The following is a 22,670-nucleotide window of genomic DNA, read 5'->3' as shown; positions in this document are numbered from 1 at the left end:
GCCATGGCCAAAGAAGGCTCGGTAGCCCCCAAAGAACGCATCAACGTCACCTTCAAACCCTCCACTGGCGGTGCTCAGGAAGAGATTGAACTGCCGCTGAAACTGCTGGCAATCGGTGACTACACCCACCGCAAAGACGAACGCAAAGTCGAAGATCGCAAGCCGATCAGTATCGACAAAATGACTTTCGACGAAGTGCTGGCCAAGCAAGAGTTGGAGCTGACACTGAGCGTACCGAACCGTCTTCAGGAAGAAGGCGACACTGAAGAACTGGCGGTGAAAGTGCGCGTCAGCTCGATGAAGGACTTCAACCCGGCCTCGCTGGTCGAGCAAGTGCCTGAGCTGAAAAAACTGATGGAATTGCGCGACGCGTTGGTGGCCCTCAAAGGCCCGCTGGGTAATGCACCTGCGTTCCGCAAAGCTATCGAAGGCGTTCTCGCCGACGACGAATCCCGCGGTCGCGTACTGGGTGAGCTGGGGTTGAACGCCGCAGCGCAAGACGCCTGAGTCTCTATCAGCCAAGGAAGCCAACACAATGAGCACTAGCGCAGCACAGCAAAAGAGCAAAGAAAACGGCGAATACAGCATTCTTGACAGCATCATCGCCGAAACCCGTCTGACACCGGACGACGAAGCCTACGACATTGCCAAGCGCGGTGTATCGGCCTTCATCGAGGAGCTGCTCAAGCCGCAGAATAATGGTGAGCCGGTTAAGAAGGCCATGGTTGATCGCATGATCGCCGAGATCGATGCCAAGCTCAGCCGCCAGATGGACGAAATCCTGCACCACCCAGCTTTCCAGTCCCTGGAGTCGTCGTGGCGTGGTCTGCAGTTGCTGGTTGATCGCACTAACTTCCGCGAAAACATCAAGATCGAAATTCTCAACGTCTCCAAAGAAGACCTGCTGGACGATTTCGACGATTCGCCGGAAGTGATGCAGTCTGGCCTGTACAAGCACATCTACACCGCTGAATACGGCCAGTTCGGTGGTCAGCCGGTTGGCGCAATTATCGCCAACTACTTCATGTCCCCAAGCTCGCCGGACGTGAAGCTGATGCAGTACGTGTCCAGCGTTGCCTGTATGTCTCACGCGCCGTTCATTGCTGCGGCCGGCCCGAAGTTCTTCGGCCTGGAAAGCTTCACCGGTCTGCCGGACCTGAAGGATCTAAAAGATCACTTCGAAGGCCCACAATTCGCCAAATGGCAGAGTTTCCGCCAGTCGGAAGACTCCCGTTACATTGGCCTGACTGTGCCGCGTTTCCTGCTGCGTAATCCGTACGACCCGGAAGAAAACCCGGTCAAATCGTTCGTCTACAAAGAAACTGTCGCCAACAGCCACGAACACTACCTGTGGGGCAACACCGCCTATGCGTTCGGCACCAAGCTGACCGACAGCTTCGCAAAATTCCGCTGGTGCCCGAACATCATTGGTCCGCAGAGCGGTGGCGCGGTTGAAGACCTGCCTTTGCATCACTTCGAAAGCATGGGCGAAATCGAAACCAAGATCCCTACCGAGGTTCTGGTTTCCGACCGCCGTGAATACGAACTTGCTGAGGAAGGCTTCATCTCCCTGACCATGCGCAAAGGCAGCGACAACGCGGCGTTCTTCTCCGCGAGCTCGGTGCAGAAGCCGAAATTCTTCGGCATCAGCGCAGAAGGCAAGGCTGCAGAGCTGAACTACAAGCTCGGCACCCAACTGCCGTACATGATGATCGTCAACCGCCTGGCCCATTACCTGAAAGTGCTGCAGCGCGAGCAACTCGGTTCGTGGAAGGAACGTACCGACCTGGAGCTTGAACTCAACAAGTGGATCCGCCAGTACGTCGCCGACCAGGAAAACCCAAGCGCCGAAGTCCGTGGCCGTCGTCCACTACGCGCTGCCCAGATCATCGTCAGTGATGTTGAAGGCGAGCCTGGCTGGTACCGCGTCAGCCTGAACGTGCGCCCGCACTTCAAGTACATGGGGGCCGATTTCACCTTGTCGCTGGTTGGCAAGTTGGACAAAGAGTAAGCGGAGCCTAACTCATGACTGGATACGGCAGCTTTTTCGAACGCCTAGGTGGCGACGCGGATAAACGCGTCGGCTGGAGCCGCGAGGTCTGCGCCATGGCGTCCGTGGCTGCCCATCTGGCCAAGATGCTCAGCACACGTGCGGGCAGCGTGCAAACGCTGTCCGATTACGGGCTACCCGATCTCAATGACATGCGTCTGAGCCTGCACGACTCCCTGAGTCAGGCCCGTCTGGCCATCGAAAATTTCATCGAAGCCTACGAGCCACGCCTGAGCAATGTGCGTGTCATCTCCCTGCCGCGTGATCACGATCAGCTTCGCCTGTCCTTCAACATCGAAGGCCTGCTGGAAGTTGATGGTTTCAAGCGCCAGGTCAGTTTCGCCGCGTGCCTAGATGGCAGCGGTCAAGTCAAGGTCAGCTAATGAGTCTCGTATGCCCTGACGTCCAAAAAGGTAGGACTCGAATAATCATCGAGATGGGTGAAGTGCAGGGCTATCTCGACAGTGTGCCCGTAGGTGATTTCTTCGGCAGCCTGGCATTTAGGACAGGTTTTTCATGAGATCTAATACCAGGCAGGTGCCCCGTGTCCTTTAACCACTACTACCAAAGCGAACTCACTGCACTTCGTCAGTTAGGTCGTCGCTTTGCCGAGCGTAGCCCAGCGTTGGCGCCTTTTCTCGGCCAAGCCGGACGGGATCCAGACGTGGAGCGATTGCTGGAGGGTTTTGCATTCCTGACCGGGCGTCTGCGCCAGAAACTCGATGACGAGTTACCGGAGCTCAGCCATTCTCTGATGCAACTGCTGTGGCCCAACTACATGCGGCCGCTGCCGTCGTTCAGCATTTTGCAGTTCGATCCGTTGAAACGTTCTGGTCCGGCATTGATGGTCGAACGCGATACACCAGTGGAAAGCGTTCCGATTGATGACGTGCGTTGCCGATTTCGTACCTGCTATCCGACTGAAGTCCTGCCGTTGGACCTAACTGCGCTGAACTACTCGGTGAAGGGCGACGGCTCACTGTTGAGCCTGCGTTTGGAGATGAGCGCCGACGGTCACCTCGGTGAGCTGGAGTTGAGCCGCTTGCGTCTGCACTTTGCCGGCGAGCGTTACATCAGCCAGATGCTGTACCTGAGCCTGCTGCGTAACCTGGAAGGCATCGAGCTGATCCCGCTGGACGGCGCCGGCAACCCCATTAATGGCGTCAACGGCACGCCAATGGCGTTCAAAATGCCCGGCGACCGCGTGCAGCCGGTGGGTTTTGCTGAAGAAGAAGCGTTGATCCCGTACCCGCTGAACACCTTCCGTGGCTACCGCTACCTACAAGAGTATTTTGCCTTTCAGGACAAATTCCTGTTTGTCGATATCAACGGCCTGGACCTACTCAAGGCTTTGCCGGCAGACATCCTCGCGCAGGTGCGCGGTCTGGAGTTGCGTTTCGACATTCGCAAGAGTGGAGTCCTGCGCATGCGTCCGACCCTGGACAACGTGAAGCTTCACTGTACACCCATCGTTAATTTGTTCACTCACGATGCACTGCCGATCCGTCTTGACGGCAAGCAGGACGAGTACCTGCTGCTACCCGCCGAGTACGACCTGGAAAACTGCGGTGTGTTCTCGGTGGAAACCGTGACTGGCTGGAAACCTGGTGGCCTTGGTTATCAGGAGTATGTTCCGTTCGAATCCTTCGAGCACGATCCTAGTTTCGACGTACCCAACAGCCGTCCTCACTACAGCATTCGCCAGCGTTCTTCCTCGCTGCACGATGGCCTCGACACTTACCTGAGCTTCGGCATCCGCCACACCGAAGCCCACGAAACCCTGTCGATCGAGCTGATGTGCACCAACCAGAACCTACCGCGCAAGCTCAAGCTCGGCGACATTAACCAAGCCTGCGAAGAGACCCCGGATTTTCTCAGCTTTCGTAATATCACCCCGGCCACGTCGAGCTTCGCGCCGCCGCTGACCCATGACTTTCTGTGGAAGTTAATCAGCAATATGTCGCTCAACTACCTGTCACTGGCTGACGTCAACGCCTTGAAGGTGATTCTCGAAACCTACGACTTGCCGCGTTACTACGACCAGCAGGCAGAAAAGGTCAGCAGGCGCCTGTTGGGTGGACTCAAGTCCATCAAGCATCACCATGTCGACCGCCTGCATCGCGGGCTACCGGTACGTGGTTTGCGCACGGAACTGACCATCGACCCGCAAGGGTATATCGGCGAGGGCGACCTGTTCGTGTTCGCCTCTGTTCTTAACGAGTTTTTCGCGCTTTACGCCAGTCTCAATTCGTTTCACGAACTGCGGGTAAAAAGCACACAGGGAGAGGTGTACCAATGGACACCCCGTATGGGCCTCCAGCCGCTTCTTTAAGCGCGCTGACCCGAGGTATACGCGAGTACTCGCTGTTTCAGGCCGTGCTGCTGGTGGTTGACCGGCTGCGCGAGGCGCACCCGTACCTGAGCCAGGACGATTTGTACGACCAGCTGGAGTTCCAGGCCAACCCGAGCCTGGGCTTCCCGGGCAGTGACGTTGATCGTGTGGAGTTTTTCCATGAGCACGGGCAGATGCGCGCGCGCCTGCGCTTCAACCTGATTGGCCTGGTGGGCTCCGGGTCGCCGCTGCCGGCGTTTTATGGCGAGCAGGCACTGGGCGATAGCGAAGACGGCAACCCGACCCGTAACTTCCTTGACCTGTTCCACCATCGCCTGCAACGGCTGATGCTGCCGATCTGGCGCAAGTACCGCTACCGCGCGAGCTTCCAGAGTGGTGCCCTCGACCCGTTCTCCGCACAGCTTTTTGCCCTGATTGGCCTGGGCGGCGAAGAGATTCGCAAGGCCCAGGAACTGAACTGGAAACGCCTGCTGCCGTACCTCGGCCTACTCAGCTTGCGGGCGCACTCGGCGGCGCTGATCGAAGCGGTGCTGCGTTACTACTTCAAACACGCCGAGCTGACCATCGAGCAGTGCATCGAGCGTAGCGTGGAAATCCTCGACGAGCAGCGCAATCGCCTGGGCCGCGCCAACAGCATGCTAGGTGAAGATCTAGTGTTGGGCGAACACGTGCGCGACCGCAGCGGCAAATTCCGGATTCACATTCGCGAACTCGACTGGCTGCGCTTTCACGAATTCCTGCCGATCGGTTTCGGCTACCAGCCGCTGTGTGCGCTGGTGCGGTTCACCCTGCGTGACCCGCTCGATTACGACATTCGCCTGGTCTTGCGCCAGGAAGAAATCCGCGAACTGCGAATCGGTGAGCAGAACGCTTGTCGCCTGGGGTGGACCAGTTGGCTCGGCCGCGAAAAAGCGGACGGTGTGGTGACTCTGGGCAGCAAAATTCATTAAGGGCAGATGACAAATGATCAACGTAGACCTGCAACAACTCATCCAGGCGCTGGATGCCGAAACCCGTCGTGACCTGGAAAGTTCCGCCGAACGCTGTGTGGCTCGTGGCGGCAGCAAGATCCTCGTCGAAGACCTGCTGCTGGGTTTGTTGGAACGTTCGCAAGGCTTGCTTGCCCGTGCGCTGCTGGATGCTGAAGTAGACGCTGGTGAACTCAGTGCAGCACTGCAATCACGGGTCGAGCACAGCGCTTCGCGCAACCCGGTGTTCGCCCCGGAACTGGTGCAGTGGCTGCAAGACGCCTTGTTGGTTGCCAACCTTGAACTGGGCCAGACCCAGGTCGAACAGGCTGCACTGATTCTCGCGTTGCTACGTAACCCGATGCGCTACGCCGGCAGTCGCTACCAGCTGTTGCTGGCCAAATTGAATATCGACCGCTTGAAAGAGTTCGCTTTATCCCAGAAAGAGCCGTCGGCCACCGGTAAATTGAACGTGTCGAGTGAATTCCTGCTGCAACGCTTTACCCACAACCTGACCCAGCAGGCCCGCGACGGCAAACTCGACCCGGTGTTGTGCCGCGACGGCGCGATCCGGCAGATGGTTGACATCCTTGCTCGGCGCCGCAAGAACAACCCGATTGTTGTCGGCGAAGCTGGCGTCGGTAAAACGGCCATCGTCGAAGGCCTGGCCTCGCGTATTGCTGCTGGTGAAGTGCCGCAAGCGTTGAAAGGCGTCGAGTTGCTGTCTCTGGACATGGGCCTGTTGCAAGCCGGCGCTAGCGTCAAAGGGGAATTCGAACGTCGCCTCAAAGGCGTGATTGATGAAGTCAAAGCGTCGCCGAGGCCAATCATCCTGTTCATCGACGAAGCCCATACCCTGATCGGCGCGGGCGGCAATGCCGGTGGCTCCGACGCCGCCAACCTGCTTAAGCCAGCGTTGGCCCGAGGAGAGTTACGCACCATCGCTGCGACTACCTGGGCGGAGTACAAAAAGTACTTCGAGAAAGACCCCGCGCTGGCCCGTCGATTCCAGCCGGTGCAATTGCACGAGCCAACCGTCAGCGAGGCGGTGACCATCCTCCGTGGCCTGGCTCAGGTTTACGAGAAGAGCCACGGTATCTATTTGCGTGATGACGCGGTGGTCGCCGCTGCCGAGTTGTCCGCTCGTTACCTGGCGGGTCGTCAACTGCCAGATAAAGCTGTCGACGTACTGGACACCGCCTGTGCCCGTGTGCGCATCAGCCTCGCCGCCGCTCCGGAAAGCCTGGAACGGCTGCGTGGTGAGCTGGCAGAGGGTGGCCGCCAACGTCAGGCCCTGCGCCGCGATGCCGAGGCCGGTCTGCTGATCGACCACGAAGCGCTGGATGCGCTGGAAGAACGCCTGGAAGAAGCTGAATCCGAAATGGTCGCGCTGGAAACCCTCTGGACCGAACAGAAAAAATTGGCTGAGCATCTGTTGGAGCTGCGCCAACAACTGGCCAAGGCTCGTGAAGCCGTCTTAGGCACCGTAATCGAAACCCTGCCGGTAGAAGAAGCGCAAAGCGTCGAAACGCTGGAAGCCGCGCTCAACGAAACTCACAAAGCGCTGACCGAGTTGCAAGTCAAAGAGCGACTGGTGAGCTTCGAGGTCTGTCCGCGGCTTGTGGCTGAAGTGATCAGCGCCTGGACCGGCGTACCCCTGGCGCAGCTGGCCCTTGAGCACAATGCCAAGGTTGCCAGCTTCGCTGCTGACCTACGTGCCCGCATTCGTGGTCAGGAACAAGCCGTTCACACGCTTGATCGCTCGATGCGCGCTACCGCCGCCGGCCTGAACAAGCCCGATGCACCCGTGGGTGCGTTCCTGCTGGTTGGCCCAAGTGGCGTCGGCAAGACCGAAACTGCATTGGCCCTCGCTGATTTGTTGTACGGCGGTGATCGCTTCATTACCACCATCAACATGTCCGAATTCCAGGAGAAGCATACCGTTTCGCGCCTGATCGGTGCGCCACCAGGCTACGTCGGTTATGGCGAGGGCGGCATGCTCACCGCAGCCGTACGACAGAAACCGTATTCCGTCGTGCTGCTCGATGAAGTCGAGAAGGCTGACCCGGACGTGCTCAACCTGTTTTACCAAATCTTTGACAAGGGCGTAGCTAACGATGGCGAAGGGCGCGAGATCGACTTTCGCAACACGCTGATTCTGATGACCTCTAACCTGGGCAGCGACCACATCAGCGAACTCTGCGAAAACGGCGCACGGCCATCGGCTGAAACTCTCGAAGAAACCATTCGCCCGGTGCTGAGCAAGTACTTCAAACCGGCACTGTTGGCGCGGATGCGTGTGGTGCCTTACTACCCGGTCGGTGGGTCGGTGCTACGCGAGCTGATCGAAATCAAACTCGATCGTCTAGGCGAGCGCCTGAACCGTCGTCAGCTCGACTTCACTTACTCACAGGACCTTGTCGATCACCTGGCCGAACGCTGCACCCAAAGCGACAGCGGCGCACGCCTGATCGACTATTTGCTGGACCTGCACGTGCTGCCGTTGGTGGCTGACCGTTTGCTGGACGCGATGGCCACCGGCGAAAGCCTCAAGCGCGTTCACGCAACGCTTGACGGCAACGCCAGCGTGATCTGCGAGTTTGCCTGAGGTGGGTGTGATGTTCAGTCAAGTACCGCAACCACTGCTCTATGCCGAAGCCTTATTTGCGCAGTTCGCCAGTCTGTCGCGAGCGACGGATGGAACTGCGCTGCTGGGTGACTTCGTGCGCTGTCTGACCGAGCTCAGCGGTTGTGAGTTGGCACAACTGTACCTGCTGGACGCTACCCATACCTGCCTCGGGATGAATGCGGAGTGCCTCAATGGCAACCTGCAACCCCGTGAAACGGCTAGCTTGCCAGCGGACTACAACGGCGAGCAACTGCTGCAATTTGCGCTGTGCCAGAACCGCGTAGTGTTCATTGGTGAATTGAGCGGCAGTCTGCACGAGACCAGTTTTCTGCCGAGCCAGGCGAGGCCATGGCAATCACTGCTGTGCGTGCCGCTGGTCAATCAGCAGAAATCTGTGGAAGGGTTATTGCTGTGTGCCAGTCATCAGCACATCGAACTGCAAGGCTTCGCCGATTCGGTTGGTCGACTTGGCTCGTTCGTGCTGGGCCATTTGCATTTGCTGCAGCGTTTACGACGGCCGAGCGGCAGCGCATCGCCGGCACCGCTCGCCGCTCCGAGCGCCAGCGGTTATGGCCTGACGGGTAAAAGCGCAGCGATGCGCCAGGTCTATTCGCTGATCAGCAAAGTCTTGCACAGCCCCTACACCGTGCTGCTGGGTGGCGAAACTGGTACTGGCAAGGAGGTGGTTGCCCGGGCTATCCACGAATGCGGACCGCGTCGCTCCCAGGCGTTTATCGTGCAGAACTGCGCGGCGGTCCCGGAAAACCTGCTGGAAAGCGAGCTGTTCGGTTACCGCAAAGGCGCCTTCACGGGAGCCGACCGTGACCGATCCGGGCTGTTCGACGCAGCCAACGGCGGGACCTTATTGCTTGATGAGGTCGGTGACATGCCGCTGTCGCTGCAAGCCAAGCTTTTGCGGGTGCTGCAAGAGGGCGAGGTTCGTCCGCTGGGCTCCAACGATACCCACAAGATTGACGTGCGCATCATTGCCGCGACACATAGGGACTTATCGGAGCTGGTCAGCCAAGGGAAGTTTCGCGAGGATTTGTACTACCGTCTCGCGCAGTTTCCTATTGAACTACCGGCCTTGCGTCAACGCGAAGACGACATCCTCGACTTGGCACGGCACTTCGCCGACAAGGCCTGTACGTTCTTGCAGCGCGATGAGGTGAGTTGGTCCAACGGAGTGCTGGATCTTTTGGCCAGCTACGCGTTCCCCGGCAACGTGCGTGAACTCAAGGGTTTGGTCGAACGTGCGGTGCTTCTCTGCGAAGGCGGCGAGTTGCTGGTAGAGCACTTCTCCCTGCGTATGGACACCATACCTGAGGTCGGAAGGCTGAACTTGCGCGAACGGTTGGAGCAGATTGAGCGCAGCCTGCTGATCGATTGCCTGCGTAAGAACGACGGTAATCAAACCCTCTCCGCTCGCGAGCTCGGTCTACCACGGCGCACATTCCTCTACCGCCTCGGACGCCTGAACATCAACGTGGGAAATGTCGATGGGTAGGCCCAATACGCTCGATTTCAATCCCCCCGCTTTTAACAGCCTTAACCGTAAGGGCCGGCACTTTGTGCCGCCCCTGGAGACCTTCTGATGTCTATTCGTCACTGGCAAGCCGTCCTGCTGACAGTTGTCGTTCTATGTGGCCTCGGCGGCTGCAGCGGCAATTACAAATACAACGACAACACCTATCGCCCATTGGGCGATCCGCAGGCGGTCAATCGCGGCAAGTGACCGCAAGGAGCATCACCATGGAACTGGTTTTCGAAATGCTGAACACCAAGCAGTTCGTACCTACGCAGTTGTGCCAGAAGACCTTCAAACAGGCCGGCGGCGTGATTGGTCGGGGGGAAGATTGCGACTGGATCATTCCGGACCGCAAGCGTCACCTGTCCAACCATCACGCGTTGATCAGCTACCGCGAAGGCACGTTTTTCCTGACCGATACCAGCAGCAACGGAATCCAGAATAGTGCCAGCGGCGCACGCTTGCACAAGGGCGATATGGTACGTATCGAGCACGGCAGCGTATACGTGCTGGGTGATTTCGAGATCCGTGCACGGCTAGTTCACGCCCTGGCGACTTCCGATGTGGAGGTCGGTCGTCCGCAAGCCGCTGGCAGTATCATTCCTGATGATGCGTTCCTCGACCTCGACCCGCTGAATGCTCTAGACCAGCAGGAACGTGTGTATTCGGAAATCGACGAGCTGATCTCGCCAAGCACGGCGCCGGAAGACACCCGTCAGCGCGCCGACTATGCGCGCATCGACATGGAAAGCCTGATGGTGCCGGAGCTGATCAATGCCCCGGCCGAACCTGCGCCCGCCCCGGCGCCGAAAGCCGTCGAGCGTCAGAGTGAAAGCTTCTGGGATCACTTTGGTGCTGCCCTGGGCGTGGACTTCAAAGGCCTCGACCACAACGCCAAGGAAGCGCTCGCGCTCAACGCCGCACGCCTGCTCAAGCAAAGCGTCGGCGGTTTGCAGCAGAGCCTGCGCACCCGCAGCGAGTTGAAGAATGAACTACGCCTGGCTCAGACCACCGTGCAAGGCACGCAGAAAAACCCTCTGAAATTCGCCGTTGATGCCGGTGAAGCGCTGGGCATTCTGTTGCAGCCGAACAAGTTGGGCCAGTTGCCGGCCGAGCAGGCGATCTCTCGTACGTTCCGTGATTTGCAGGCGCATCAGGTCGCGTTGCTGACCGCCAGTCGTGCAGCGGTTCGCAGCACCCTGGAGCATTTCTCACCACAGCAACTGACCCTGCGTTTCGAGCGTGACAACAAGCCGTTGCTGGTCACCTCTGGCAGTCGCTGGAGAGCTTATGGGCGCTATCACCAGGCTTTGCGCCAGGATGATGATTGGAGCGAGCGCCTGCTGGCCCGCGACTTTGCTCAGGCCTACGAAGAACAGATCCGCCTGATTTCCACCCTCCACACCGACCACCAAGGATGATGCGCATGTCTGGCCGCTCGACTGATTTTTTTAAGGTGCTGACTGCGCTGACCACCTTGGCACTGATGGCCGGTTGCTCGACGCTATCGCCATATTCCCACGTCACCAAACTCAACCTGAAGCTGACGGCCAGCGATCAGTTGAACCCGGACCTCAACGGTCGTCCGTCGCCGATTGTCGTTCGCCTGTTCGAACTCAAGCACCCGGCGGCGTTCGAGAACGCAGACTTTTTCAGCCTGTACGAGCGTGCCAAGGAGTCCCTGGTTCCGGACATGGTGTCGACCGAGGAGCTGGAGCTGCGTCCGGGCGAAACCGTCGAACTCAAGCTTAGCGTCGAGGAGGGTAGCCGCTACGTCGGTGTCCTCGCGGCCTACCGCGACCTGCCGGATACCAAATGGCGCTACACCCTACAAGTCGCCCCGGTGGAAGTCACCGACGCCGACCTGATCCTCGACCAGAGCGGAATTCGCAACACCCATGAATTGCTAGTCAAGGCGGCTGACTGACCATGAACTCCCATAAAGTCATTTGGCAGGAAGGCATGTTGCTGCGTCCGCAGCACTTCCAGCACAACGATCGCTACTACGACCACCAGATGAAGACCCGCACCCAATTACTGGGCAGCTACATCTGGGGCTTCCTCAACCTGGACATCGACTTGCAGTTCCTTAACATGGGCAAACTGGTGATCAGCCAGGCATCGGGGATTCTGCCGGACGGTAGCCTGTTTGAACTGGGTGGTAATACTGAACCGCTGGCCCTAGACGTGCCGCCGAACACCGGCAACACGCCAATCTATCTGGCTCTGCCGTTGGTCACCGGCAACCATGTCGAAGCCCGTCGGCCGGAGCAGTCCGACGTGCTGGCGCGCTATACCGCGTACGAAGCGGAAGTAGCCGACTCCAACGCTGGCGACGACTCCGCCAGCCAGGTCAGTTGCGCCCGCCCGGACTTCAAGCTATTGCTCGGCGAGCAGCAGAGCGATCAGGCGTACGTGAAGCTGAAAATCTGCGAAGTACTCGATACCACGCCGGACGGCGTGATCAGCCTCGCCCCGGAATTCGTACCAACCTACATCCAGGCGCATGCCTCCAGCTACCTGCTGTCTTGCCTCAAGGAAGTGATTAGCATGCTCGGCAACCGCGGCGACGCCATTGCTGACCGGATCCGTTCCAATGGCAAGGTGGGTGGCGCGGAAGTCGGCGACTTTATGATGCTTCAACTGATCAACCGTACCGAACTACTCCTGCGTCACTACCTCAGCCTGGAACAGGTTCATCCGGAAGAGCTGTACCGAACGCTGCTGACCATGCTCGGCGATCTGGCGACCTTCTCCAGTGAAAGTAAGCGGCCTCGTTTGGACAGCCGTTATCAGCACAGCGATCAGGGAGCAAGCTTCCGTAAATTGATGGACGCGATCCGTCAGGTATTGTCGATGGTGCTGGAACAGCACGCCATTGAGCTGGAGCTGCAAGCGCGTCAATACGGGATCATCGTCTCGCCGTTGCACGACCATAACCTGCTAGGTTCTGCCTCGTTTGTGCTGGCGGCGAGTGCCAACTGCGACTCCGAAGAATTGCGCCATCGCTTGCCGGCGCACCTCAAGGTCGGCCCGGTGGAGCGTATCCGTCAACTGGTCAACCTGCATCTACCAGGCATCAAGGTCAAACCGTTGCCTGTGGCCCCTCGGCAGATTGCGTTCCACTCCAACAAAACTTATTTCATTCTCGAACTCAGCTCCGAAGACTTGGCGCAACTCGAACGCTCCGGCGGTTTCGCGTTCCACGTGTCCGGCGAATTCGCCGAGCTTGAACTGAAATTTTGGGCCATCAGGAACTGACCGACATGATCAAGGATACGGAATACAGCCAGGACGATAAAACCGTCCTGCTCGACCGTCAGGGCCACGGTCCGGCGTCGAGTCCGCTGACGGACTTCGCTGCGCCGCCACGCTTCGAGCAGCTCGAAGAACGCATGATATACGCTGCGCGCTTGCGCCCGGCCGAAGCGTTCAATATCAGTCTGAACTCGCTGGTGGCTGCTGCCTCTGAGTTGTTGTCGGAAGTAGTGCGCCTCAAGCACAGCGCAACCCATGAAAACATGCACGTGCTCAACGAGCGACTGACCACCGGGCTGAAACTGTTTGAAGTCAGTGCCCTGCACAATGGTGCCGAAAGCAGCCAGGTGATGGCCGCCCGTTACGTGCTCTGCACCGTGGCTGACGAAGCTGTTGTCACCACGCCGTGGGGCAACGAAAGCGAGTGGTCGCAGATGAGCCTGCTCAGCAGCTTCCACAACGAAACCTTCGGCGGTGAGAAGTTTTTCCAGTTACTCGATCGCTTGTCGAAAAGCCCGGTCAAGCACCTGCCGATGCTGGAGTTGATGTACCTGTGCCTATCTTTGGGTTTCGAAGGCAAATACCGCGTACAAGCTCGCGGGATGCTCGAACTCGAAGGCATCCGCGACGCCTTGTATCGCCAGATCCGCCAGTTGCGCGGCGATACGCCACGCGAGTTGTCACCGCATTGGGAAGGCCTGAACGATCAGCGCCGTAGCTTGGTGCGCATCGTGCCGGTGTGGATGGTGGTGCTGTTTACCTTCGTCTGTCTGGTGATGATGTATTCGGGCTTCGCCTGGGTACTGGGCGAGCAGCGCGACACCGTTCTGCAACCTTATCAGCCGTTTGATCCGGCCGCGGCCCTGCCGCAGTCGCAGCCGTAAACAGGGACGTGTGATGAAAAAGTTTTTCAAGAAAGTTGGCGCATTCTTGCGCAAGACCTGGGTTTGGACGCTGCTGCTGGTGCTGTTTGTTGCGCTGTTGGTGTGGTTCGCCGGGCCGCTGCTGGCGGTTGATGACTACAAGTTCTGGGAAGGTTCGACCTCCCGCTTGCTGACCATCAGTGTGCTGTTCCTGATCTGGGGCCTGACCATGGTCTTTGTCAGTTGGCGCGCTGGCGTGCGCAAAAAAGCGGGCGAGGAAAGCGAAGACGGCCAGGATCGTATCCGCCGCGAAGAGCAGATCGACGAAGAGCAGAAAGAGTTGAAGACGCGCTTCAAAGACGCGTTGAAAACCCTGAAGACGTCGAGCCTGTATCGCGGCCGTAGCGAGCGCTGGCGCAGTGATTTGCCGTGGTACCTGCTGATTGGCCCGCAGGGCAGTGGCAAAACCAGCTTACTGGACTTCTCGGGGCTTGAGTTTCCGATCAACAAGATCGACCGAAAACTGACCCGCGACACCCTCGGCACCCGACACTGCGACTGGTACTTCGCCGATCACGGCGTGCTGATCGACACTGCTGGCCGTTACTTGACCCAGCCGGATGCCGAAGTCGATGGCAGTGCCTGGAGCACGTTGCTCGATCTGCTGCGCAAGCGTCGCCGCAATCGTCCGCTGAACGGTGTACTGGTGACCATTCCGGTGGAAACCCTGCTGAACGGCAGTGAACAGGACCTTGACGCCCTGGCCCGCCAGGTGCGTGCGCGCCTGCAAGACGTGCATCAGAAATTGCACGTTGATGTGCCGATTTACCTTGTATTAAGTAAGGCGGATCGCCTGCTCGGTTTCGATGAGTTCTTCGACCAATTGACTCGTGAAGAAAGCGATCAGGTGCTCGGTACCAGTTTCCGCAAGGATCAGAGCGGCACTGATGTGACCGTGCTGCGCACTGAGTTCGGAGCGTTGCTGCATCGCCTCAACAGCCAGGTGATCACGCGCATACACCAGGAGCGTGACACCCAGCGCCGTGGCCGCATCCTCGACTTCCCGCATCAACTGGGGCAAATCGGCGAGCGTCTGTGCCTGTTCGTCGATATGGCGTTCACCGGCAACCGCTACCAGCGTGTCAGCCAGTTGCGCGGTTTTTACCTGACCAGCGCCCCACATCTGACTGAGGAAATGGACGCAACCACCGCCAGCATCGGTGCCAACCTGGGCATGAACGTCGGCGTGCTGCCGACGCTGCGCAGTGGCCGTTCGCGCTTCATCCACCATTTACTCAGCCGGGTAATTTTCCCCGAGGCCGATCTTGCAGGCCTGGACAAACGCGAACGCAGCCGCATCCATTGGGGCCAGCGTGCGCTGTACGTGGGCGCACTGGCCGCACTGGCGCTATTTGGTATGCTCTGGGCGGGCGGTTTCTCCGCGAACTACGAGCGCCTGGAAAACCTGCGTAACCTGGCACAAACCTGGAACCAACAGAACTCGCCCCTCACCACCCGTGATGACACCATGGCGGTGCTCAAGACCCTCGACACCCGTTACGCGGCTACTCAGGTGTTCCCAAAAAAAGGTGACGTGGGTTACCACGAGCGTGGCGGTCTGTATCAAGGTGAAGACGTTAATCCGGTGGTTAAGACTGCCTATGAACGTGAGCTTGAAGGACAGCTATTGCCACGGGTGGCGACCCTGCTAGAAGGGCAGATTCGCGCCAACATGAAGGACCGCGAACGCCTGCTCAATAGCTTGCGTGCGTACCTGATGCTGAATATGAAGGATCGCCGCGACGCGCCTTGGCTCAAGGACTGGGTCGCTGCCGAATGGTCCCAGCGATACACCGGCAACACCGCGGTGCAAAACGGCTTGAACAGCCACTTCGAACGCTTGCTGAAACAGCCGTTTATCTATTCACTTAATGATCAGTTGGTGGTTCAGGCACGTCAGGTTTTGCGCAGTGAGTCCCTGGCCAACGTGGTGTATCGGATGCTGCGCGAGCAGGCCCGTAACCTGCCGGAATACCGTTTGAGCCAACACCTCGGTCCACAGGGAGCGCTGTTTGTTGGCACCGATTACGTGATCCCGGGGTTCTACACTCAACAAGGCTATCAGCAGTATTTTTCGGTGCAGGGCTCGATGCTGGTCACCGATATCCTAAGTGACAACTGGGTACTGGGTGAAGGCTCGGGTATCAGCGGTATGGATTTACGTCGCCTGATGGTCGAACTCGAGCAGCTGTATTTTCGCGACTACGCCAACTACTGGGGTGAAGCGGTGGGCCGGATCGCGCTGCCGGCCATCAACGATTTTAGTGACGGCGCCGAGCAATTGGCGGGCCTGACATCTGCCAATTCGCCGATTCTGCAACTGCTGGTGCAAGTACGTGAAAACACCCGTTTCCCAGTGGTCGCTGACACGGCAGATGAAGCCGCCGATGCGGCAGGAAAACTGGCAGACAAGGGCGGTAAACTCGGAAAATTAGCGGTCACTGCGGCCGGCAAGGCGGCTGACGCCCTGGTGAAAAAATTGCCGGACACCGCGAAGAAATCCCTGCAAAGTCGCTTTGAGTCGCTGCACAGCTTGCTGGATGACAACAACGGCCCAACCGCTGACCTGACCCCGGCCCTTACCGCCCTCAACGACCTGCAAATGCAGATGGCTAGCCTGGCCCGTGCCAGTTCTCCGGAGCAAGCCGCGTTCGAAATGGCCAAGACCCGCATGGGTGGTCAGCGTGATGCGCTGAGCAACCTGCGCAATGCGTCGGGCCGTCTGCCGCGCCCGGTGAGTGTGTGGTTCAACGTATTGGCTGAAGATACCTGGCGTCTGGTACTCAGCGATTCCTATCGATATCTGAATCAGCGCTATCAGAGTGAGCTGTACAGCTTCTACGGCAAGGCGATCAGCAAGCGCTATCCGTTCAGCGCCCACAGCGCCAGTGACGTGGCAATCAGCGACTTTCGCGAGTTCTTCAAGGCCCAGGGGATTGCCGACCGCTTCTTCGACAGCTACCTGCGTCCGTTTGTCAGCGGTGATCCGGGTAACTACCGCATGCGCAGCGTCGATGGTCACAGTCTGCCGATTTCCAAGGTCTACCTTGATCAGATGGCCGCCGCGCTCGTGATCCGCCAGAGCTTCTTCGCCGACAACCCGACCGAGCCTCAGGTGCAGTTCAAACTGGAGCCTTACACCCTCGACTCGACTGTCAGCCGTTCCGAGTTCAAGTTTGGTGACAAGACCATTGAGTACCGCCATGGACCGATCGTGCCTGTGTCGTTCAAGTGGCCGGCCGACGCTGAAGACGGTCGTACCAGCCTGGTGCTCGACAAAATTGTCGGCCGCCCGCTGGGTATCGAGAAGAACACCGGCCCTTGGTCGTTGTTCCGTCTGTTTGATTTGATGCAGACCGAATACCTGACCGGCCGTGACGTGCTGGTGCTCAAGGCTGACGTAGGAGGCCTACGCGCCAACTACTTACTGACCAGCCAGCGCACGCCAAACCCGTTCGATATGGGCGTGCTGCGCAACTTCCGCATGCCGGTGCAGCTTTGATACTGGTGGCCAGTCCCTGGCGTAGCGCTGCGCGCACCCATGCCGGCAAGGTTCGGGCGCGCAACGAAGATGCTTTCCTGGACGCTCCACAGCAGGGGCTGTGGGTGGTCGCAGACGGTATGGGCGGTCATCAGGGGGGCGATATCGCCAGCCAGTTGATCGTCGCCAGCCTGGCGGAATTGCCGGTACAGGATGATTTCGACGAACGACTCAAAGGCATCCGCCAGTGCCTGCACTGGCTCAACCGTCGTTTGGGTCAGGAGTTGACCGTCACCACCGGGCGCCACGACAGCATCATGGGCAGCACTGTGGTGGCGTTGCTGGTGGAAGGCAATCGCGCGGCCTGCATCTGGGCCGGCGATAGCCGCTGCTATCTGTGGCGTGGCCAGCGTTTGTATCAGCTGTCCAAAGATCATTCACTGCAACAACAACTGATCGACGCACAACAAATGAGCGTCGAGCAGGCCAAGGCCCATCCTGCCGCATATGCCTTGACCCGCGCGGTCGGGGCAGCCGAGCAATTGACCCTGGATGTGCTGGAGCTTGAGGTCTATCCCGGCGATGCATTTTTGCTCTGCAGCGATGGTTTGTATCAAGGGCTCAGTAGCGATGCACTCGGCAACGCCTTGAGCCTGACCGCGCCGCAGGTTGCACTGAAGCGTTTGTTTGACGGTGCACTGCGTGGCTCGGCCCGGGACAACCTGACAGCTGTGGTCATCCGCCAATGACTGAACTTATGCGCCCGATTGACGACCTGCTGGTGAGCGAAGAACAGGACCGCAACCTGACCTACTTTGCGTTCGCCAAGTCGCACAAGGCAGAGGTTGCGCTGATGCCCGCCAAGGCCAGCATCGGTGAAATGCCTGACGTACTGGCAGGCCGCTACCGCATCGAGAGACTGCTCGGTGCCGGTGGTATGGGCGCGGTTTACCGTGCACGGGACTTGCTGAGCGAACAGTTCGGCGATCCCGACCCTTACGTCGCGCTGAAAGTTCTCAGCGAAGAATTTGCCGAGTCGCCGGACGCCAGCGCGTTGCTGTACAACGAGTTCGCCCTGACCCGACGGCTGCGTCACGACAACGTTCTGCGTTTTCACACCTTTGAAGTGGACACCCATTGCCTGCGCGCCTTTATTACCATGGAGCTCATGCGTGGGTTGACCCTGGACAACTTACTCTGCGGGCGGCCCCAGGGTCTGCCATGGGAAGAGTTGCGCGACATCACGCTGCCGTTGCTCGATGCACTGGCCTACGCCCATGCACGCGGCGTGCTGCATGGTGATATGAAACCCAGCAACGTTATGCTCAGCGAAGAAGGCGTGCGCCTGTTTGACTTCGGCCTTGGCCAAGCGGAGGAAGGCATCCTGCCCGGTCTGCCGCACCTGAGCCGCGAACGTTTCAACGGTTGGACTCCCGGCTACGCCGCTCCGGAGTTACTGGAAGGCCAGCCACTGTCCGCCAGCGCCGACATCTACAGCGTGGCTTGTGTGATCTACGAGCTGGCGGGAGGCAACCCCCCGTTCCGCCGCTTGCCCTCGATCCAGGACCGCGACGAGCATCTGGAGCGCGAGCTGCTAGCACCTGAGAACTTGCCAAAACATTGCTGGCCAGCCTTGCGTACAGCGTTGGCTTTCGACGTGGCGGGTCGAACGATCACTGCCAAACAATTGCGTGACGCTTTCACCGTCACTCCGTCTTGGCTGCAACGCTTGATGCATTGGCGTAACGGATGACTACCGAACAGGGAGCAAACAATGTTCAACAGTTCTAACTAAATGCACTTCAGCCTGTCCCTAGACGACTATGCGATGCATTACTTATCTATCGAACTTCACAGTGATCTAACCCAATGGATTACCTGGCTACGCAGTCGCCGAGTCAAAGAGATGAGTGGTTTTGTGCGTGACGTCGGGCAATTGGAAGCGGTCCCCGGTTGCCCGGCGGCGTGTGACCGTAAATGCCAGCCTTGACCCACCAGCAAGGCGTGTTACATGGCGATGTGAAACCGGGCAATGTCATGGTCGGGGAGGAGGGGCTGCGACTGTTTGACTTTGGCCTCGGCCAGGCCGCCGCGCAGGTGTCGGCAGGTTTGCCTGGCTTGAGTCGCAGTCGTTTCAATGCCTGGACGCCGGCCTATGCCGCGCCGGAGTGCGAGTGCCGACCTCTACGCGGTGGCGTGCTTACTCTATGAGCTGGCGCAGGGGTTGCGGCCTTTTCAAGGCGTGTTGACTCAGTGCTCCAGCGAGCGATTGCCTGTACCCAGGCCAACTCCCCCGGTACTGTTGGCCGGCATTGCGTGCGGCGTTGGCGGTTGACCCACACCAAAGAACCATGACCGTTGCCGAGTTGCGAGAGGTCATGCGCCGCGATTTCTCCCGGATTCGTCGCTGGTTTAACAGCCATGCCAGCTGAGCCTGTCAACCAGCAAACCCGTGGAGTTGGCAGTATTCATCCCAGCTCAGGCCTGCCATCTGGGCGACTTCCCTGTGGACTTCCAGACGCTGGGCCTCGAATTCCTGGGGTGAGTGTGCGACCAGTTGCAGCGTCAGTTCCCAGGAAAACAGGCCCTGGCGTTCTGCCTCTGCTTCAAATGCCTCATGCAAGCGCTCGGCGCGGTACTGCGCCATTGTTTCCTTCTTGGCCTGGGCGGCCAGCGGATTCAAGGTGTCCAGTTCGGTGCGTAGTTCGGGTCGCGCGTCCAAAAAAATATCCAGGGCACGCTGGTGGTTTTCGCCAGGTTGGGACAAGGATCTACTCCAGGATTAACAGGTTGTTAAACCTTATTCCGAGGTTTGATGTGAGCGGCTTTTGCGTCTTTCGCGTTTGCGTGACCGGTGCGAAATCCAGTTTTGCAGGGGAGCGAGTAAAAAGAAAAACAGGTAGGCAGTCAGCACCAGAGTCAAGTCAATCCAGGTTTCGCCGATGGGCCCGTCTACCGACTCGATAACGGCCTTGATCAAAAACAGTAACGCCACCCCACACAACCATAGCACCGCAGTGAGACACAGCGGTCGTGCACGATTTGAAAGCCTGCCTTGCATGATTAATACATCTCCTTGAGGGCGCAGGGGAGGCTGGCATGCCACCTCCCGAAAATCTATGGTTGGTCGCCGACTCGATTCATTTAGACGGAGGCCTGTTGGTTTATGGGGCTGTGAAGCTCATGACCTGATCGGGTGGGATTTGGCTCCAAAAAGCCATTATATGCTCTCAATATCGGGGCTGCGCCATCAAGAAGCGCGCCATCCCTTCAAAGGCAGGCAAGGTCACGCCATCGTTGGCGGCATTGCCGGCGATGGGGTGGGAGGCGTAGCGGACAATGACCATCTCGGCCTTGGGATCGATATAAATGCTCTGGCCATGGACGCCCCGTGCCATGAAGGCGCCATTCGGGTTGTGGCTCACCCACCACATGGAGCGATAACTCCAGCCTTTCAACTGCTCATAACCTGCCTGGGCAAACGCCTGTTTGTCGCCGCCTCGCTGGATATCCGTGACCACGTCTTCAGGGACGATCTGTTGGCCATTGAAACGCCCGCCGTTACGTAGCATTTCGCCAAACCGTGCGAGGTCTCGCAGCCCGGTGTTCAGACCGCCGCCAGCGAAGGGGGTGCCGATGGAGTCGACGGTGAAGTAGGCGTCCTGTTCAGCGCCGAGGCGACTCCAGATACGTTCGCTGAGCAGTTGCGCGACATTGCGCCCGGTGGTTCGGGCGATCACCCAGCCGAGCACGTCGGTATTGACTGTCTTGTAGCCGAAGGCACGACTATGTTTGCCGCCCAATTGAACCGTCTGCAGGGACTCGTAATAGCTGCGCGGCCCGGTATAGTCCTTGGGTTTTGGCAACGGGTTGCCGGCCTGCGCATGGGCCCAGACTTGGGCGTTGGGGTCGGCATAGTCTTCGCTGTAGTCCAGGTCGGTGGTCAAGTCCAGCACCTGGCGCAGGGTGGCGCTGCCAAAGGCCGAATGGGCCAACTCGGGAATATAGTCGACGATCTTTTTCTCGGCACTGAGACTGCCATCTGCCACCAACATGGCGCCCAGGGTGCCGATCACCGATTTGGTGACCGACATGGCCGCATGTTGCCCTTCAGCCCTGAGTACCCCGAAGTAGCGTTCATAGACGATGGCCCCGCGATGCAGGACCACAATGCCGTCGGTGTAGGTGGCGTCGAGTGTCTGCCGCCAGGTCAGCGTGCGGCTGGCGCCCAGAGGCAGAACAGCCAAGGCGTCGATCTGCGGATCGAGTTGTTCCGCCAGCGTCAGGGGGGCACCGAGACCCCGGGAGACGTTAACGGTGGGCATCAATTGGCGAAAGTTGGCGACGCTCCAACGCATCGCCGGGAAGCGAAAATAGCTGCCGTCTTCAAAACGCAGGGTACCACCGGGGACGCCAAGGGCGTGATGCTCAGCCACCGCAACATCATCGCCAACCTATTACAGGCCAAGGCGTGGGTAGGCGATCAACTGGACTAGGACCAGCAGGAAACCAATGTCACCCTGTTGCCGCTGTACCACATCTTTTCCCTGACAGTGAACTGCCTGATGTTCATGTGCCTGGGCGGGCGCAACATCTTGATTGCCAACCCACGGGACGTGAAACGGGTGCAGATGATCCTGCGCAAGGAACGCTTCAACGGCATCGCCGGGGTCAACACGCTGTTCAATGGTTTGCTGGAGAACAAGGAGTTTTGCGCCCGGGACTTCTCCGACTTGCGCATGGTGATCGCTGGCGGCATGGCGACCCACACGGCGGTTGCCAAGCGCTGGAAGGAAGTCACCGGGCTGGCGATCATCGAAGGCTACGGCCTGACGGAATGCTCGCCAGTGGTGAGCATCAGCCCCATCGACATCTCACGGATGCGCGAGATGGAATTTACCGGCAGCATCGGCGTGCCACTGCCCTCGACCTGGGTGCGTTTTCTGCGTGAAGACGGCGAACTGGCCGACATCGGCGAGCAGGGCGAGTTGCAAGTACGCGGCCCGCAGGTGATGAAGGGCTACTGGCAACGCCCCAAGGAAACCGCCGAGGTGCTGGATGCCGAGGGTTGGTTGTCCACCGGTGATATCGGGGTGATGAATGAACAGGGCTACATTCGCCTGGTGGACCGCAAGAAGGACATGATCCTGGTCTCGGGCTTCAATGTGTACCCCAATGAAATCGAGGACGTCGTGGCCTTGCACCCAGGCGTAGGCGAAGTGGCGGCGATTGGGGTTGAAGACGCCGTGACGGGCGAGCGAGTGAAAATCATCGTGGTGCGCAAGGACCCGACCCTGACCCAGGAACAACTCCTCACCCATTGCCGGGAATACCTGACGGGGTACAAGGTGCCACGGTATGTGGAGTTTCGCACCGAGGAGTTACCCAAGACCACGGTGGGGAAGGTGTTGCGCAGGGCGCTGCGCTAAACACAACACGGCAACGACCCCGTTGATCGTTCCCATGCAGAGGGAACGATC

Annotated in this window: 17 protein-coding genes and 2 pseudogenes; 17 read left to right on the top strand and 2 right to left on the bottom strand. The window is 58.9% G+C overall.

Annotated elements, in window-relative coordinates:
• Positions 1 to 3 precede the first annotated feature (3 nt).
• The 16 genes and pseudogenes from tssB to AAEZ06_RS13910 form a co-directional block, all read left to right on the top strand.
• Entirely contained in the window at positions 4 to 507 is a 504-nt protein-coding gene (gene tssB / locus AAEZ06_RS13985; protein ID WP_350614831.1) for a type VI secretion system contractile sheath small subunit, read from the top strand.
• A 28-nt stretch (positions 508 to 535) separates the two neighbouring features.
• Positions 536 to 2,011 carry a type VI secretion system contractile sheath large subunit gene (tssC, locus tag AAEZ06_RS13980; RefSeq protein ID WP_149412638.1) on the top strand — a complete coding sequence of 492 codons (1,476 nt, stop codon included), beginning with the start codon at positions 536 to 538 and terminating at the stop codon, positions 2,009 to 2,011.
• A gap of 14 nt (positions 2,012 to 2,025) precedes the next feature.
• Positions 2,026 to 2,433: a type VI secretion system baseplate subunit TssE gene (gene tssE, locus AAEZ06_RS13975; RefSeq protein WP_149412637.1), complete on the top strand. Its 408-nt coding sequence runs from the start codon at positions 2,026 to 2,028 to the stop codon at positions 2,431 to 2,433.
• A gap of 161 nt (positions 2,434 to 2,594) precedes the next feature.
• Positions 2,595 to 4,382, top strand: coding sequence for a type VI secretion system baseplate subunit TssF (gene tssF / locus AAEZ06_RS13970; protein WP_149412636.1), 1,788 nt, complete (start codon positions 2,595 to 2,597; stop codon positions 4,380 to 4,382).
• Positions 4,346 to 5,353, top strand: coding sequence for a type VI secretion system baseplate subunit TssG (gene tssG / locus AAEZ06_RS13965; RefSeq protein ID WP_149412635.1), 1,008 nt, complete (start codon positions 4,346 to 4,348; stop codon positions 5,351 to 5,353). Before tssF ends, tssG begins: the two co-directional genes overlap by 37 nt.
• Positions 5,354 to 5,366: 13 nt before the next feature.
• Positions 5,367 to 7,979 (top strand): type VI secretion system ATPase TssH, encoded by a 2,613-nt coding sequence (gene tssH / locus AAEZ06_RS13960; protein ID WP_350614828.1) that lies wholly within the window; start codon positions 5,367 to 5,369, stop codon positions 7,977 to 7,979.
• A 10-nt stretch (positions 7,980 to 7,989) separates the two neighbouring features.
• Positions 7,990 to 9,507, top strand: coding sequence for a sigma-54 interaction domain-containing protein (locus AAEZ06_RS13955; RefSeq protein WP_350614826.1), 1,518 nt, complete (start codon positions 7,990 to 7,992; stop codon positions 9,505 to 9,507).
• A gap of 87 nt (positions 9,508 to 9,594) precedes the next feature.
• A complete protein-coding gene (locus AAEZ06_RS13950; RefSeq protein WP_149412632.1) occupies positions 9,595 to 9,735 on the top strand; it encodes a type VI secretion protein in 141 nt (46 codons plus the stop codon).
• A 17-nt stretch (positions 9,736 to 9,752) separates the two neighbouring features.
• Positions 9,753 to 10,949, top strand: coding sequence for a type VI secretion system-associated FHA domain protein TagH (tagH, locus tag AAEZ06_RS13945; RefSeq protein WP_350614824.1), 1,197 nt, complete (start codon positions 9,753 to 9,755; stop codon positions 10,947 to 10,949).
• Between the two features lie 5 nt (positions 10,950 to 10,954).
• Entirely contained in the window at positions 10,955 to 11,455 is a 501-nt protein-coding gene (gene tssJ, locus AAEZ06_RS13940) for a type VI secretion system lipoprotein TssJ (protein WP_149412630.1), read from the top strand.
• A 2-nt stretch (positions 11,456 to 11,457) separates the two neighbouring features.
• Complete coding sequence (gene tssK, locus AAEZ06_RS13935) at positions 11,458 to 12,789, top strand: type VI secretion system baseplate subunit TssK (RefSeq protein WP_149412629.1); 1,332 nt, start codon at positions 11,458 to 11,460, stop codon at positions 12,787 to 12,789.
• A gap of 5 nt (positions 12,790 to 12,794) precedes the next feature.
• Positions 12,795 to 13,670 (top strand): type IVB secretion system protein IcmH/DotU, encoded by an 876-nt coding sequence (gene icmH / locus AAEZ06_RS13930; RefSeq protein ID WP_149412628.1) that lies wholly within the window; start codon positions 12,795 to 12,797, stop codon positions 13,668 to 13,670.
• Between the two features lie 13 nt (positions 13,671 to 13,683).
• The gene (tssM, locus tag AAEZ06_RS13925; protein WP_178114415.1) at positions 13,684 to 17,211 is read left to right on the top strand and encodes a type VI secretion system membrane subunit TssM; all 3,528 of its coding nucleotides are present in this window, start codon (positions 13,684 to 13,686) and stop codon (positions 17,209 to 17,211) included.
• Positions 17,211 to 17,939, top strand: coding sequence for a PP2C family protein-serine/threonine phosphatase (locus AAEZ06_RS13920; RefSeq protein WP_149412720.1), 729 nt, complete (start codon positions 17,211 to 17,213; stop codon positions 17,937 to 17,939). The genes tssM and AAEZ06_RS13920 overlap by 1 nt, the downstream gene beginning before the upstream one ends.
• On the top strand, positions 17,936 to 18,943 hold the full coding sequence (locus tag AAEZ06_RS13915; protein WP_350614820.1) for a serine/threonine-protein kinase: 1,008 nt from the start codon (positions 17,936 to 17,938) through the stop codon (positions 18,941 to 18,943). Before AAEZ06_RS13920 ends, AAEZ06_RS13915 begins: the two co-directional genes overlap by 4 nt.
• A gap of 230 nt (positions 18,944 to 19,173) precedes the next feature.
• A pseudogene (locus AAEZ06_RS13910) lies at positions 19,174 to 19,622 on the top strand (protein kinase domain-containing protein); the annotation flags it as partial.
• 5 nt (positions 19,623 to 19,627) lie between these two features.
• Here AAEZ06_RS13910 and AAEZ06_RS13905 read toward each other — a convergent pair.
• Positions 19,628 to 19,957, bottom strand: a complete 330-nt coding sequence (locus tag AAEZ06_RS13905) for a DUF6388 family protein (RefSeq protein ID WP_149412626.1) — start codon at positions 19,955 to 19,957, stop codon at positions 19,628 to 19,630.
• Positions 19,958 to 20,420: 463 nt separating this feature from the next.
• A complete protein-coding gene (locus AAEZ06_RS13900; protein WP_350614818.1) occupies positions 20,421 to 21,626 on the bottom strand; it encodes a serine hydrolase domain-containing protein in 1,206 nt (401 codons plus the stop codon).
• Here AAEZ06_RS13900 and AAEZ06_RS13895 point away from each other — a divergent pair.
• Positions 21,582 to 22,619: pseudogene (locus tag AAEZ06_RS13895) on the top strand (AMP-binding protein); the annotation flags it as partial. The gene AAEZ06_RS13900 and the pseudogene AAEZ06_RS13895 sit on opposite strands and share 45 nt — an antisense overlap.
• Positions 22,620 to 22,670 lie beyond the last annotated feature (51 nt).

Source organism: Pseudomonas sp. HY7a-MNA-CIBAN-0227 (genome assembly GCF_040310325.1).
Classification (GTDB): domain Bacteria; phylum Pseudomonadota; class Gammaproteobacteria; order Pseudomonadales; family Pseudomonadaceae; genus Aquipseudomonas.
This window is presented reverse-complemented; position numbering and strand designations above follow the sequence as displayed.

Bases quoted from the DNA above. Each gene is read 5' to 3' on its own strand.
- tssB (WP_350614831.1), top strand. From the start codon at position 4: ATGGCCAAAGAAGGCTCGGTAGCCCCCAAAGAACGCATCAACGTCACC.
- tssJ (WP_149412630.1), top strand. From the start codon at position 10,955: ATGTCTGGCCGCTCGACTGATTTTTTTAAGGTGCTGACTGCGCTGACC.
- tssG (WP_149412635.1), top strand. From the start codon at position 4,346: ATGGACACCCCGTATGGGCCTCCAGCCGCTTCTTTAAGCGCGCTGACC.
- tssK (WP_149412629.1), top strand. From the start codon at position 11,458: ATGAACTCCCATAAAGTCATTTGGCAGGAAGGCATGTTGCTGCGTCCG.
- AAEZ06_RS13915 (WP_350614820.1), top strand. From the start codon at position 17,936: ATGACTGAACTTATGCGCCCGATTGACGACCTGCTGGTGAGCGAAGAA.
- icmH (WP_149412628.1), top strand. From the start codon at position 12,795: ATGATCAAGGATACGGAATACAGCCAGGACGATAAAACCGTCCTGCTC.
- tssH (WP_350614828.1), top strand. From the start codon at position 5,367: ATGATCAACGTAGACCTGCAACAACTCATCCAGGCGCTGGATGCCGAA.
- AAEZ06_RS13950 (WP_149412632.1), top strand. From the start codon at position 9,595: ATGTCTATTCGTCACTGGCAAGCCGTCCTGCTGACAGTTGTCGTTCTA.
- tssE (WP_149412637.1), top strand. From the start codon at position 2,026: ATGACTGGATACGGCAGCTTTTTCGAACGCCTAGGTGGCGACGCGGAT.
- tssC (WP_149412638.1), top strand. From the start codon at position 536: ATGAGCACTAGCGCAGCACAGCAAAAGAGCAAAGAAAACGGCGAATAC.
- tssM (WP_178114415.1), top strand. From the start codon at position 13,684: ATGAAAAAGTTTTTCAAGAAAGTTGGCGCATTCTTGCGCAAGACCTGG.
- AAEZ06_RS13955 (WP_350614826.1), top strand. From the start codon at position 7,990: ATGTTCAGTCAAGTACCGCAACCACTGCTCTATGCCGAAGCCTTATTT.
- tagH (WP_350614824.1), top strand. From the start codon at position 9,753: ATGGAACTGGTTTTCGAAATGCTGAACACCAAGCAGTTCGTACCTACG.